15 protein-coding genes are annotated in these 12,001 nt (G+C 63.8%); 5 read left to right on the top strand and 10 right to left on the bottom strand.

Going from position 1 to position 12,001, the window contains the following annotated elements; translation table 11 throughout:
• Positions 1–12: 12 nt before the first annotated feature.
• The 5 genes from ACFSGJ_RS05165 (at position 13) to ACFSGJ_RS05145 (ending at position 4,928) form a co-directional block, all read left to right on the top strand.
• Entirely contained in the window at positions 13–1,029 is a 1,017-nt protein-coding gene (locus tag ACFSGJ_RS05165) for an amino acid ABC transporter substrate-binding protein (RefSeq protein WP_390259931.1), read from the top strand.
• 109 nt (positions 1,030–1,138) lie between these two features.
• A complete protein-coding gene (locus ACFSGJ_RS05160; RefSeq protein WP_390259930.1) occupies positions 1,139–2,392 on the top strand; it encodes an amino acid ABC transporter permease in 1,254 nt (417 codons plus the stop codon).
• Position 2,393: 1 nt separating this feature from the next.
• Positions 2,394–3,692 carry an amino acid ABC transporter permease gene (locus ACFSGJ_RS05155; protein WP_390259929.1) on the top strand — a complete coding sequence of 433 codons (1,299 nt, stop codon included), beginning with the start codon at positions 2,394–2,396 and terminating at the stop codon, positions 3,690–3,692.
• 9 nt (positions 3,693–3,701) lie between these two features.
• Entirely contained in the window at positions 3,702–4,505 is an 804-nt protein-coding gene (locus ACFSGJ_RS05150; RefSeq protein ID WP_390259928.1) for an amino acid ABC transporter ATP-binding protein, read from the top strand.
• Between the two features lie 159 nt (positions 4,506–4,664).
• Positions 4,665–4,928, top strand: coding sequence for a spike base protein, RCAP_Rcc01079 family (locus ACFSGJ_RS05145; protein WP_390259927.1), 264 nt, complete (start codon positions 4,665–4,667; stop codon positions 4,926–4,928).
• 2 nt (positions 4,929–4,930) lie between these two features.
• Here ACFSGJ_RS05145 and galE read toward each other — a convergent pair whose 3' ends face one another.
• The 10 genes from galE to ffh form a co-directional block, all read right to left on the bottom strand.
• A complete protein-coding gene (galE, locus tag ACFSGJ_RS05140) occupies positions 4,931–5,947 on the bottom strand; it encodes a UDP-glucose 4-epimerase GalE (protein WP_390259926.1) in 1,017 nt (338 codons plus the stop codon).
• A 122-nt stretch (positions 5,948–6,069) separates the two neighbouring features.
• Positions 6,070–6,879 carry a division plane positioning ATPase MipZ gene (locus tag ACFSGJ_RS05135; RefSeq protein WP_390259925.1) on the bottom strand — a complete coding sequence of 270 codons (810 nt, stop codon included), beginning with the start codon at positions 6,877–6,879 and terminating at the stop codon, positions 6,070–6,072.
• A gap of 98 nt (positions 6,880–6,977) precedes the next feature.
• The gene (gene rpmE, locus ACFSGJ_RS05130) at positions 6,978–7,199 is read right to left on the bottom strand and encodes a 50S ribosomal protein L31 (protein WP_390259924.1); all 222 of its coding nucleotides are present in this window, start codon (positions 7,197–7,199) and stop codon (positions 6,978–6,980) included.
• Between the two features lie 11 nt (positions 7,200–7,210).
• A complete protein-coding gene (gene rplS / locus ACFSGJ_RS05125; protein ID WP_390259923.1) occupies positions 7,211–7,585 on the bottom strand; it encodes a 50S ribosomal protein L19 in 375 nt (124 codons plus the stop codon).
• 48 nt (positions 7,586–7,633) lie between these two features.
• Positions 7,634–8,464 (bottom strand): tRNA (guanosine(37)-N1)-methyltransferase TrmD, encoded by an 831-nt coding sequence (gene trmD, locus ACFSGJ_RS05120; protein WP_390259922.1) that lies wholly within the window; start codon positions 8,462–8,464, stop codon positions 7,634–7,636.
• Positions 8,457–8,978 carry a ribosome maturation factor RimM gene (gene rimM, locus ACFSGJ_RS05115; protein WP_390259921.1) on the bottom strand — a complete coding sequence of 174 codons (522 nt, stop codon included), beginning with the start codon at positions 8,976–8,978 and terminating at the stop codon, positions 8,457–8,459. The genes trmD and rimM overlap by 8 nt, the downstream gene beginning before the upstream one ends.
• A gap of 54 nt (positions 8,979–9,032) precedes the next feature.
• Complete coding sequence (rpsP, locus tag ACFSGJ_RS05110; RefSeq protein ID WP_390259920.1) at positions 9,033–9,392, bottom strand: 30S ribosomal protein S16; 360 nt, start codon at positions 9,390–9,392, stop codon at positions 9,033–9,035.
• Positions 9,393–9,433: 41 nt separating this feature from the next.
• A complete protein-coding gene (locus tag ACFSGJ_RS05105; RefSeq protein ID WP_390259919.1) occupies positions 9,434–9,733 on the bottom strand; it encodes a chorismate mutase in 300 nt (99 codons plus the stop codon).
• Positions 9,730–10,236 carry a GNAT family N-acetyltransferase gene (locus ACFSGJ_RS05100; protein ID WP_390259918.1) on the bottom strand — a complete coding sequence of 169 codons (507 nt, stop codon included), beginning with the start codon at positions 10,234–10,236 and terminating at the stop codon, positions 9,730–9,732. Before ACFSGJ_RS05100 ends, ACFSGJ_RS05105 begins: the two co-directional genes overlap by 4 nt.
• A 58-nt stretch (positions 10,237–10,294) precedes the next feature.
• Positions 10,295–11,785 carry a signal recognition particle protein gene (gene ffh, locus ACFSGJ_RS05095; protein WP_390259917.1) on the bottom strand — a complete coding sequence of 497 codons (1,491 nt, stop codon included), beginning with the start codon at positions 11,783–11,785 and terminating at the stop codon, positions 10,295–10,297.
• Positions 11,786–12,001: the final 216 nt, after the last annotated feature.

Raw genomic sequence — 12,001 nt, 5'->3', positions numbered from 1 at the left:
GAAGAGGTAAGTATGAAGAAGATAGTCTTTTCAGGCGCTGTCGCCGCAGCAGCCCTCGCAGCGGGCGCTGCCTCGGCCGCGACGCTCGACGATGTGCGCGCGCGGGGCGAGCTGAGCTGCGGCGTGTCGACGGGTCTTGCAGGCTTTTCCGCGCCGGATGCGAACGGTGTCTGGCAGGGCTTTGACGTCGCCATATGCCGCGCTGTCGCCGCAGCCGTGCTGAATGACCCGATGGCCGTCACCTTTGTCCCCACGACCGGGCAAACCCGCTTCACCGCGCTGTCGTCGGGCGAGATCGATTTGCTGGCGCGGAACACCACCTGGACCTTCTCGCGCGATGTCGACCTGCGCTTCACCTTCACCGGCGTGAACTATTACGATGGTCAGGGCTTCATGGTCAGCCGCGACCTGGGCGTGTCCTCGGCCCGTGAACTCGATGGCGCGACGATCTGCATTCAGACGGGCACCACCACCGAACTCAACCTCGCGGATTACTTCCGCTCCAACAACATGAACTATGAGCCGGTGCCGGTCGAAACCAACGCCGAAGGCCAGCAGCAGTATCTGGCCGGTGCCTGCGACGCCTACACCACCGACGTGTCGGGTCTTGCCTCGACGCGCGCGACCTTTGCCGATCCGGACAGCCACGTCATCCTGCCCGAGGTCATCTCCAAGGAACCGCTTGGCCCGCTGGTTCGCCACGGCGATGACGAATGGTCCGATATCGTGATGTGGACGCTTTTTGCGCTGGTCGCGGCCGAGGAATACGGCGTCACCTCGCAGAACATCGACGAACTGGCCCGCGGCACCGACAACCCGGAGATCAACCGTCTTCTGGGTCTGGAGGGTGAGCTCGGCCCGATGTTCCGCCTCGACAACGAATGGGCGCAGCGCGCCATTGCAGCCGGCGGCAACTATGGCGAGATCTTTGCTGCCAACATCGGCGAAGCAACCCCGATCGGTCTTGCGCGCGGCCTGAACGCGCAGTGGACCCAGGGCGGTCTGCTCTACGCGATGCCGTTCCGGTGATCTGACAGACAGGGGGCGCGCCAGCACGGCGCGCCCCTTCGCTTTCCCCTCGACCAATCGGCCCGGAGAGGCCGGACCAAAACCCCCCGTTGGGCTCAGGGAGCCACTGATGACAACCATCCCCGATACGCCGAAGCCCGTCTTTCGGCCCAGTATGCTCATATACGATACGCGCTACCGGTCGCTTACAATTCAGGTGGTGGTTCTGTTTCTCGTGATGGCGGGCGCCGCCTGGCTGATCGACAACGCGATCAACAACCTGCGCGCCCTGGGCAAGGACTTCAATTACGGCTTTCTGGGTGTTCGCGCCGGATACGATATCAACCAGCGCCTGATCGCCTATGACAGCAACAGCACCCATGGGCGTGCGATGCTGGTCGGGCTCTTGAACACGCTTCTGCTCGCCGTGATGTCCTGCGCGCTGGCGACCGTGATCGGTGTGATCGCCGGCGTGCTGCGGCTTTCAGGGAATTGGGTCGTCGCACGGCTGATGACGGTCTATGTCGAGGCGTTCCGCAACATCCCGACGCTGCTCTGGATTCTCGTTTTCGGCGCGATCATGTCGGAAAGCATGCCGGCGCCATCGGCCTTTCGCGGAGACGACCCCGCGGCCTCGATGATCCTGTTCGATTCGATCGCCATCACCAATCGCGGCGTCTATGCGCCCGAGCCGCTGTTCGACCGCAGCCTCGGGAATATAGACCTCGGCCTCTTTCTCGTCAGTATCGATCTGATCGCCATCGTCGCGGTGATCGTCGCGGGGCTTCTGGGGCATCGCTGGCTGATCCGGAATGCGGATGCGATCCAGAACGCGACCGGCAAGCGCCCCGTGACCTGGTGGAAGAGCCTTCTTGTCCTGTTTCTGCCGCTGATCGTCCTGCTCTGGGCACTCGGGTTTCACTTCGGCTACCCGGAGCTTGCGGGCTTCAACTTTGTTGGCGGCATCCATATGCGGAACTCGCTGATCGCAATGTGGCTGGCGCTGTCGATCTACACGGGCGCCTTCATCGCCGAGATCGTCCGCGCGGGCATCATGGCCGTATCGCGCGGCCAGACCGAGGCCGCCTATGCGCTTGGGCTGCGCCCCAACATCACGATGAACAAGGTGATCCTGCCGCAGGCGCTGCGCGTCATCATTCCGCCGATGATCTCGCAATACCTCAACATCACCAAGAACACCTCGCTCGCGCTGGCGGTCGGCTACATGGACCTGCGTTCGACCCTCGGGGGGATCACGCTGAACCAGACGGGCCGAGAGCTGGAGGCGATGCTGTTGATGATGCTGATCTATCTGATCATCAGCCTGCTGATTTCCGCCGCAATGAACGTCTACAACAGCCGCGTCCGGCTGAAGGAGCGGTGAGATGAGCGATACACATGCCGAAACCGTCCCCTTCGTCCGCGACACCATGCTCGATCCGGAGCCGCCTCCAGTGGCTGAGCGGGGGGCGGTGCGCTGGCTGCGCGCGAACCTCTTTTCAAGCTGGCTGAACGCGATCCTCACGGCCCTGTCGCTTTATGTTGTTGCCTGGCTGGCGGTTCATGTGGGGCCATGGTTTCTCAACTCTGTCTGGAGAGCGGGCAGCCTGGCCGAATGCCGCCAGATCCTTGACGGAACGCCGGGCGCCTGTTTCGCGGTCATTACCGACCGCTGGCGCCAACTTCTCTACGGGTTCTATCCGCAGGCCTTTTACTGGCGGCCGAACCTCGCGCTGATCCTGATGTTCGTGGCGCTGGCGCCGCTGCTCTTCCCCAGGGTGCCGCGACAGCTCCTGTGGTTCTCGGTGGCCTATCCTGCAGTCGCCTACTGGCTCTTGTGGGGCGGCTCGATCTGGTTCCCGATCATGGTGCTGGCGGGCTTTGGCGTGGGCTATGGCGTCTGGGTGGCGACCCGGGGCGTGAACGCGATCATCGGCTCCACGGCGACGTTCCTTGCGCCGATCCTCTGGTGGATGATCGTTGCGGGCCCGTTGGCGGCCTGGCTGCACTCGGTCGTTCCGCTGGGTATTCCCGCGGCGCGGTCCGACCGTTTCGGGGGCTTCATGCTCTCGATCGTCATCGGGGTGTCGGGGATTTCGCTCTCGCTGCCGCTGGGCATCATCCTGGCCTTGGGGCGCAAGTCGGACATGTTCCTGGTCAAGACGCTCTGCGTCGGGTTCATCGAGTTCATCCGCGGGGTGCCGCTGATCACGCTCCTGTTCACGGCGTCGCTCTTGCTCAACTACTTCCTGCCGCCCGGGACGAGCTTTGACATCATCCTGCGGGTGATCATCATGGTGACGCTATTCGCCTCGGCCTATATCGCCGAGGTGATCCGGGGCGGGCTCGCGGCGCTGCCGCGTGGCCAGTACGAGGCGGCGGATGCGCTGGGGCTCGATTACTGGAAGGCGCAGCGCCTCATCATCATGCCGCAGGCGCTCAAGATCTCCATCCCCGGGATCGTCAACACTTTCATCGGGCTCTTCAAGGATACGACGCTGGTGGTCTTCATCGGTCTGCTCGACCCGTTGGGCCTGACGAACGCCATCCGCGCCGACACCAACTGGAATGGCATCTACTGGGAGCTGTTCATCTTTGTCGGCCTTCTGTTCTTCATCTTCTGCTTCGGCATGTCGCGCTATTCCCAGCATCTGGAGCGGCGGCTGAAAACCGACCATCGTTAAGGAGCCACCATGATTGACGCCCTTCCCGAAGCAACTGTCGATCGTCCGGTGAACCGGCAGGCGATGCGTGTCTCTTCCGAAGTCGCGGTGCAGATCAGCGCGATGAACAAGTGGTACGGCAGCTTTCATGTGCTGCGCGACATCAACATGACCGTCAACCGGGGCGAGCGGATCGTGATCTGCGGCCCCTCCGGATCGGGGAAATCGACCCTGATCCGCTGCATCAACCGGCTGGAGGAACACCAGTCGGGCCAGATCATCGTCGACGGTACGGAACTGACCAGCGATCTCAAGAACATCGACAAGGTGCGGTCCGAGGTCGGGATGGTCTTCCAGCACTTCAACCTGTTCCCGCATCTCACCATCCTCGAAAACTGCACGCTGGCACCGATCAACGTGCGCCAGATCCCGAAGAAAGAGGCCGAGGAAACGGCCATGCATTTCCTCGAAAAGGTCAAGATCCCGGAACAGGCGCTGAAATATCCCGGCCAGCTTTCGGGCGGGCAGCAGCAGCGGGTGGCGATCGCGCGGGCGCTCTGCATGCGGCCCCGTATCATGCTGTTCGACGAACCGACCTCGGCCCTCGACCCCGAGATGATCAAGGAGGTGCTGGACACCATGATCCAGCTGGCCGAAGAGGGCATGACGATGCTCTGCGTGACCCATGAGATGGGCTTTGCGCGGCAGGTCGCGAACCGGGTCATCTTCATGGATCAGGGGCAGGTGGTCGAACAGAACGAGCCGGAAGAGTTCTTTCTCGACCCCCGCTCGGAACGGACGAAACTGTTCCTCAGCCAGATCCTCGGGCACTGAGGCGTCGGGAATCTGGAAGGGGCCGTGCATTTCGCGCGGCCTTCTTCTTTTGACGTGCTGTTGCGTGTGCGCCGGGACCTGCGAACGGTGCCATTACGCGCCATTAGCCTTGCCCGGTCTATGGTCGCCGCTCCGCCCTCAGAACCAAGGAGAATGGCCATGAACCCCTTTGCGAACCGCACCCTGCCGCTTGCCGGGCCTGCCTATGACATCGTTCCGGTTTCCACTCATAACAGCAACGACATGCCGGTGACGGCCGTCGCGCTCTATGTCGAGACGGGCGGCACCCTCTCGGTTGTCACCGCCAAGGGGCAGACCCGGCAGGTTGCGGTCGCGGATTTCTCGATCCTGCCCGTAGGGGTTCGCCGCGTACGGACGACCGGCACCACGGCAGGCGGTATCCACGCGCTCGTCCTGACCTGAGGTCAGGCGGCGGCGCTGTTCCGCATCCGCGACACCCAGGCCCAGCTGGAGGCGCACATCGCCTCCAGCCCATGTTCGGCGCGGAACCCCAGGACTTCGGCCGCGCGGTCCACGCGGGCCAGCAGGATGGGCACGTCGCCGGGCCTGCGCGGTGCAAAGACATGGGGCAGGGTCTTGCCGCAGGCCTTTTCATAGGCGCGCAGCATGTCGAGCACCGAATAGGCCTGACCGGTGCCGACATTCACCACATGTCCCCGTTCCTCTAGCAGCGCCGAAAGCGAAAGGACATGCGCGCGGGCCAGATCCTCGACATGGATGTAATCGCGCAACCCGGTGCCATCGGGCGTATCATAGTCGTTGCCGAAGACGTTGAGCGCCGGAAGCTCGCCCGTCGCGACCTTGGCGATATAGGGCATCAGGTTGTTCGGGATGCCGTTCGGGTCCTCGCCGATCAGGCCGCTGCTATGGGCGCCGACCGGATTGAAATAGCGTAGCACACCGAAGGACCAGCGCGGGTCCGCGGCGCCGACCTGTTCCAGGATCTGCTCGCCCATCAGCTTGGTATAGGCATAGGGGCTTTTGTATTCGCGTTCCAGTTCCTCGGGGATCGGCGTGATGCGCGGCTCACCATACACCGTCGCCGAAGAAGAAAAGACCAGGCGGAAGCAGCCCGCGGCGCGCATCCGCTTCAAGAGCGCGACGAGGCCCGAGCAATTCACCTCGATGTAATCGAGCGGGATCTGGGTCGACTCCCCCACCGCCTTTTTCGCCGCGAAATGCACGACCGCGTCGATCCGGTGTTCTGTGAAGACGGCGTCGAGAACGGCGGGGTCAAGCAGATCGCCCTTGAAGAAGGTCACAGGACGCCCCGTGATAAGTTCCAGCCGGTCCGGCACATCGTCGCGGGCGTTGGAGAAATTGTCGAGGATGACCACGTCATAACCTGCCTCGCACAGCGCCACATAGGTGTGCGAACCGATATAGCCGGCACCACCCGTAAGCAGAATCGTCTTTCGCATCATGAACCCCCACGTCACGCGACCGGTCGATCTGTGCGCCTAGGGTTGCGCCGAAAAGCGGGCCAGTTCAAGCCCGTGCTGCGCTGCGGCAAGATTTCGCCGCCACTGCATCGCAAGGGCGCCTAGAATTCGATCCTGACGCCGGGCAGCGCAAGTTCCCCCATCAGGTCGCGCACCTCTTGCCGGGCGGCGATGTTCGAGAGGTTGAGCGTCTCGATCCCGATATCCTTGAGGTCGAGAAGGGTCAGGCCGCGGGGGAAAAGCTCTCGGAAGATGACGCGCTCGGTAAAGCCCGCCGCGACCCGGAACCCGATCCGGCGCGACAGTTCATCAAGCGCCTTGCCGACCTTTTTCTTGTTGTGCATCTGCTGCGCGCCGAGACGGTTGCGCAGGACGATCCAGTCGATCGGCTTCAGCCCCGCCTGCGCCCGCATCTGCCGCGCGCTCCAGACCATCTCTGAATAGATCGACGGTCCCTTGACCTTGCCCGTTTCGGCGTCGATGCGCGCCAGCAGGTCGAAGTCCACGAAACTGTCGTTCAGCGGTGTGATCAGCGTGTCGGCCATCGTATGCGCGACCTGGCTGAGCCGCGTATGCGAGCCGGGACAGTCGATCAGGATGAAATCGGAAACCGGCGTGAGTTCCTCGACCACGGCCGAAAGCCGGTGGTCAAAGGCATTCTGCCCGGGGGCGAGTTCGCCGGCGTCGATATCTGGCAGCGTCCGGTAGTCGGGCAGGGGGAGCGCCTTGCCCTCGCGCTCGATAAATGCGGTACGGTTCTCGATATAGCGGCCAAAGCTGCGCTGCCGCAGGTCGAGGTCGATGGCGCCGACGCGAAAGCCAGACCGCACAAGGGCCGTGGCCACATGCATACAGGTGGTGGACTTGCCCGACCCGCCCTTTTCGTTTCCCACAACGATGATATGCGCCACGCCAAACCCCGGCCCAAAAAGAAAAGGCGCGCCGGTGACCCGACGCGCCCTCACTATATGTTGTGTGTTCCCGGAGGGGAAGCGCACATTTGACGGTATCAGAAGCCCAGACCAGCGTATTTGTTCTTGAACTTCGACACGCGACCGCCGGCATCCATCAGCTTGGCCGAACCGCCGGTCCATGCGGGGTGCACGGAGGGGTCGATATCCAGCGCCATCTGGTCGCCTTCCTTGCCCCAGGTGGATTTCATCTGGACCACGGTGCCGTCGGTCATTTTTACGTCGATGACGTGGTAATCGGGGTGAATGTCTTTTTTCATCTTCCCGCTCCTCAGGCTTCGGCTTTGGGTTTGTAGTTGGTGACCTCGGCGATACGGGCCGATTTGCCGCGACGATCGCGGAGGTAGTAGAGTTTCGCGCGGCGCACACGGCCACGGCGCACGACCTCGATCGAGTCGATGTTCGTCGAGTAGAGGGGGAACACACGCTCCACACCCTCACCGAACGAAATCTTGCGCACGGTGAACGAGGCTGCGATGCCGCCGCCCTTGCGCGCGATGCAGACGCCTTCGTAGTTCTGCACGCGGGTCCGGGTGCCCTCGGTCACTTTGTAGCCGACGCGGATCGTGTCGCCGGCCTTGAAATCCGGGATGGTCTTGCCGAGCTCTGCGATCTGCTCGGCTTCAAGCTGCGCGATCAGGTTCATCGCGATATCCTTTGCGTTGCGCGGGTGTTCCCGCTGGTTTGCGCGTCCTCAGAGCTCTTGGTCGTCCATCGGGTCCATGCCGCGCCTTGCGCAATATGCCCGCCAGAGATCAGGTCGTCTTTCCTTGGTCAGCCTTTCGGCCATTGCCCGCCGCCAGGCGTCTATCTTGCCGTGATGCCCGGAAAGGAGAATTTCCGGTATCGCTCGGCCCTCCCACTCGGCGGGCTTGGTGTATTGCGGGTGTTCAAGCAGACCGTCGGAGAATGACTCCTCCTCGGTCGAGGCCTGATTCCCGAGTACGCGGGGTATAAGGCGAACGGTTGCGTCGATCAAGGCCTGAGCGGCGATCTCACCGCCGGTCAGGACGAAATCGCCAAGGCTCACCTCTTCCACGCCGAAATGATCCAGAACGCGTTCGTCCACGCCCTCGAACCGGCCGCACAAAAGGGTCATCCCCTCGGCCTGCGACCAGCGCCGCGCCATCGACTGGTCGAACCGGCGCCCCCGGGGCGAAAGGTAGATCACCGGCCAGCGCGTGCGGTCGGCGGGGGTTCCTGTCGCGGCTTCGGCCAGGGCCGCCCCCACCACGTCCGGACGCAGCACCATCCCCGCCCCACCGCCTGCGGGCGTGTCATCGACATTCTTGTGCCGCCCGATCCCGAACGGACGCAGGTCGATGGTTTCCAGCGCCCATAGCCCAAGTTCCCGCGCCTTGCCGGTCAGCGAGAGGTCGAGCGTTCCGGGAAATGCCTCGGGAAAAAGCGTGATGATCCTGGCGGTCCAAGCGCCCTTGATCCGGGGCGTATCGGTCATCAGTTCCCGCGGCTTGATCGAGGCCGAGATCGACAGGCGTCCGTGGGACTTTGGCGCGTCAGTCATCGGCATCCCCGGGGGATTCATCCGGCGGGTCCGCGATGATCCGCCCGGCAGCAAGATCGACCGTAGGCACGACGGCCCGGGTAAAGGGTAAAAGCAGCGCGTGACGGCGGCCGGGGGCAAAGATCTCAAGGATATCGCCCGCGCCGTGATTGTGGATCGCGCGCACGCGGCCGATTTCCGCACCGCCCGTATCGAATACGGCCAGCCCCACCAGATCGGCGTGATAGAATTCGTCGTCGGGCAGCGAAGGCAGGCGGTCGCGGTCGGCATAAAGCTGGAGGCCCCGCAGGGCGTCGGCCTCTTCCTTGGTGCCGATGCCTGTCAGGCGCGCGGCAAAGCCGCCGGGGATCGCGCGGATGATCCGCAGGCCAAAGCTGCGTGTCCCGTCCTCGGACCAGAGCGGCGCATAATCGGCAATCGCCCCGGGCTCGGCGCAAAAGCTTTTCAGCCGCACCTCACCCCTGACGCCAAAGGCGCCTGCGATGGCGCCGACGCAGACCCGTTCCTGTGCCACCTGCACCCCCGAAAGCCGGATCGCGGGCGATTTGCGCGCCCGCGATCAATGGGATTATTCCGAAGCCTCGGCGGCTGCGGCGGCCTTGTCGGCCTTTTCCTTGGCGCGCTGCTGGGCCTTCTTGCCCGGCTCGGCCTTCTTCAGGTTCTTGCGCTCGGTCTTGGGCAGGGCGCCGGCCGATTCCAGAAAACGTGCGACGCGGTCGGTCGGCTGTGCGCCCTTGTCGAGCCAGAACTGCACCCGCTCCATGTCCATCTTCACGCGGTCTTCGCTGTCCTTGGCCAGCAGCGGGTTATAGGTGCCCAGCTTTTCAAGAAAGCGGCCGTCACGGGGCATGCGCGAGTCCGATGCGACGATCGCATAGAACGGGCGCTTTTTGGAGCCGCCGCGGGCAAGACGGATTTTCATAGCCATGATAAGTCTCCTTGGGTTTGGCCTGAAGGCGGATACACCGCCTATTTCTGAAGTTTCTCGTGGTGCCTGATGACTTCGGAGATGATGAAGTTCAGGAATTTACGGGCGAATTCGGGGTCCAGATCGGCCTCATTCGAAAGCCATTCCAGACGCTCGATCTGGCGCGCCTCGCGCGCGGGGTCCGAGGGCGGCAGGTCATGTTCCGCCTTGAGCCGACCCACCGCCTGCGTGTGCTTGAACCGCTCGGCAAGGGTGTAGACAAGGATCGCGTCCAGACGGTCGATGCTTTCGCGATGTCCCTGCAAAAGCGCCTGCGCGCGTTCCGCCATCGTCTCGGTCATGCCGGACCTCCGTCGTTCAGGTGGCGCCAGGTGACAAAGCCGGGTGCGAAGGCCGGGGCCTTGGGGTCTGCAATCGCGCCCAGACGCCGCGCAAGGGCCGCGGAGCGTGCGTTGTCCTGATGGATATAGCTGACCGCGGTCGGCCAGCCGAGGGCGTCGAACGCGTGGCGCCGGGCGGCGAGGGCGGCCTCTGCGGCATAGCCCTTGCCTTCGTCGCTGGCGGAAAAGATGTGCCAGGCAAGCTCCGGTTCCGGCCATCCTTCGGGAAACTGCGGTCCGACCGTGCCAAGAAGCCGGCCCTCTCGCGTTTCAAGCATGAAAAGGCCAAAGCCGTGGATGGTCCAGTGCCCCATAACGGCGGCGACCATCTTCCATGCCTCGGCCCGGTCCATCGGGCCGCCAAGCCAGGTCATGCGGTCCGATCCGAGATAGGCGATGAAGGGTTCCAGATCGGCAGCAGCGGGTTGTCGCAGCACAAGGCGTTCGGTGGTCAGAATCGTCATCTGCGCCCCCAGGATGCACGCTGAGATGCGGGCGCTCCGGCTTTGTGCCGACGCATGGTCATTTCTTGCGCGCCCCCAGCCCCGAAAGCCCCGGCGGAAGCCCGCCGCCCAGACCTGACAGGCCCGGCGGCAACTGGCCCGGCATCTGGGCCGCCAGTTGCGCGGGGTCCATCCCCGCCAGTTCCTTGGGCACGCCGCCCTTGCCGAACATCTGCGCGATGGCGCCCTTCAGCATCCCCTTCTTGCCCATCTTTCCCATCTTCTTCATCGCATCGGCCATCTGCCGGTGCATCTTCAAAAGACGGTTGAGTTCCGAGACCTCCAGCCCCGCGCCGGCGGCGATCCGCTTTTTGCGGCTCGCCTGCAGAAGGTCGGGGTTGGCGCGTTCCTTTTTCGTCATCGAGTTGATGAGTGCGATCTGCCGCCGCAGGACGGAGTCGTCAAAGCCCGCATCGGCGGCCTGCTTCGACATCTTGCCCATGCCCGGCATCATGCCCATGATGCTTTCAAGGCCGCCCATGCGCAGCATCTGTTCCAGCTGCATCTTCAGGTCGTTCATGTTGAACTGACCCTTCTGGAACCGCTTCATCATCCGCTCGGCCTGTTCGGCCTCCAGCGTTTCCTGCGCCTTTTCCACCAGCGCGACAATATCGCCCATGCCGAGGATGCGGCCGGCGATCCGTTCCGCCTCGAACGGCTCGATCGCGTCCATCTTTTCGCCAAGGCCGATGAAGCGGATCGGCTTGCCGGTGATCGCGCGCATCGACAGCGCTGCGCCGCCGCGCCCGTCCCCGTCCATCCGGGTCAGAACGACGCCGGTGATGCCGACCTTGCCGTCGAATTCCGACGCCACATTGACCGCGTCCTGACCGGTCAGGCCGTCGACCACCAGCAGCGTTTCGCGCGGGTTTGCGACATCGCGGACGGCCTGAACCTCATCCATCAGGACTTCGTCGATATGCAGACGACCGGCGGTGTCGAGCATGTAGACGTCATAGCCGCCAAGGCTCGCGTGCGTCTTCGCCCGGCGGGCGATCTGCACGGCGGTCTCACCCTTGACGATCGGCAGGGTATCGACGCCGATCTGACGGCCCAGGATCGCAAGCTGTTCCATCGCGGCCGGACGGTTCGTGTCAAGCGAGGCCATGAGCACCCGCTTGCCGTTCTTGTCCTTGAGCCGTCTGGCGAGTTTCGCCGTCGTGGTCGTCTTGCCCGAGCCCTGAAGTCCGACCATGAGGATCGGCGCCGGGGCATTGTCGATCTTGAGCGCGCCGGGGTCGTCAGCGCCGCGAAGCACAGCCACAAGTTCGTCATGCACGATCTTGACGACCTGCTGGCCCGGCGTGACGGAACGTGTCACGGCCTGACCGGTCGCCTTGGCCTGCACGGCCTTGACGAAATCCCGCGCCACGGGGAGCGAGACATCCGCCTCCAGCAGCGCGACGCGGACCTCACGCAGGGCGGTGGCCACGTCGTCGTCGGACAGCGCGCCCTGCTTGGTCAGCCGGTCGAATACGCCTGACAGGCGTTCGGACAGGTTCTCGAACATGCGCGGTCCTCCTTGACCCTTTGCCTCATGATGTTTCCCCAGATAAGGGGAAACGGCCCAAACGCCAATGTCACCCGCGGGCGAAACCTCGCTGACGGGTGGCGATCCCTGTAAAGGTCAGGGACCGGAAGGCTGGCGAACCTCCGGATACGGGGGTGGCCTTACGCGGGGAAGGGCGCCGAGTCAAGCGCACAAGGGCGCCGAGGGGCGCATCGC

Origin of the sequence: Halodurantibacterium flavum (genome assembly GCF_042681825.1) — a bacterium.
In the GTDB taxonomy this organism is placed as follows: Bacteria; Pseudomonadota; Alphaproteobacteria; order Rhodobacterales; family Rhodobacteraceae; genus Halodurantibacterium; species Halodurantibacterium flavum.
This window is presented reverse-complemented; position numbering and strand designations above follow the sequence as displayed.

Bases quoted from the DNA above. Each gene is read 5' to 3' on its own strand.
- ACFSGJ_RS05165 (WP_390259931.1), top strand. From the start codon at position 13: ATGAAGAAGATAGTCTTTTCAGGCGCTGTCGCCGCAGCAGCCCTCGCA.
- ACFSGJ_RS05160 (WP_390259930.1), top strand. From the start codon at position 1,139: ATGACAACCATCCCCGATACGCCGAAGCCCGTCTTTCGGCCCAGTATG.
- ACFSGJ_RS05155 (WP_390259929.1), top strand. From the start codon at position 2,394: ATGAGCGATACACATGCCGAAACCGTCCCCTTCGTCCGCGACACCATG.
- ACFSGJ_RS05150 (WP_390259928.1), top strand. From the start codon at position 3,702: ATGATTGACGCCCTTCCCGAAGCAACTGTCGATCGTCCGGTGAACCGG.
- ACFSGJ_RS05145 (WP_390259927.1), top strand. From the start codon at position 4,665: ATGAACCCCTTTGCGAACCGCACCCTGCCGCTTGCCGGGCCTGCCTAT.
- galE (WP_390259926.1), bottom strand. From the start codon at position 5,947: ATGCGAAAGACGATTCTGCTTACGGGTGGTGCCGGCTATATCGGTTCG.
- rpmE (WP_390259924.1), bottom strand. From the start codon at position 7,199: ATGAAAAAAGACATTCACCCCGATTACCACGTCATCGACGTAAAAATG.
- rplS (WP_390259923.1), bottom strand. From the start codon at position 7,585: ATGAACCTGATCGCGCAGCTTGAAGCCGAGCAGATCGCAGAGCTCGGC.
- trmD (WP_390259922.1), bottom strand. From the start codon at position 8,464: ATGACTGACGCGCCAAAGTCCCACGGACGCCTGTCGATCTCGGCCTCG.
- rpsP (WP_390259920.1), bottom strand. From the start codon at position 9,392: ATGGCTATGAAAATCCGTCTTGCCCGCGGCGGCTCCAAAAAGCGCCCG.
- ACFSGJ_RS05105 (WP_390259919.1), bottom strand. From the start codon at position 9,733: ATGACCGAGACGATGGCGGAACGCGCGCAGGCGCTTTTGCAGGGACAT.
- ACFSGJ_RS05100 (WP_390259918.1), bottom strand. From the start codon at position 10,236: ATGACGATTCTGACCACCGAACGCCTTGTGCTGCGACAACCCGCTGCT.
- ffh (WP_390259917.1), bottom strand. From the start codon at position 11,785: ATGTTCGAGAACCTGTCCGAACGCCTGTCAGGCGTATTCGACCGGCTG.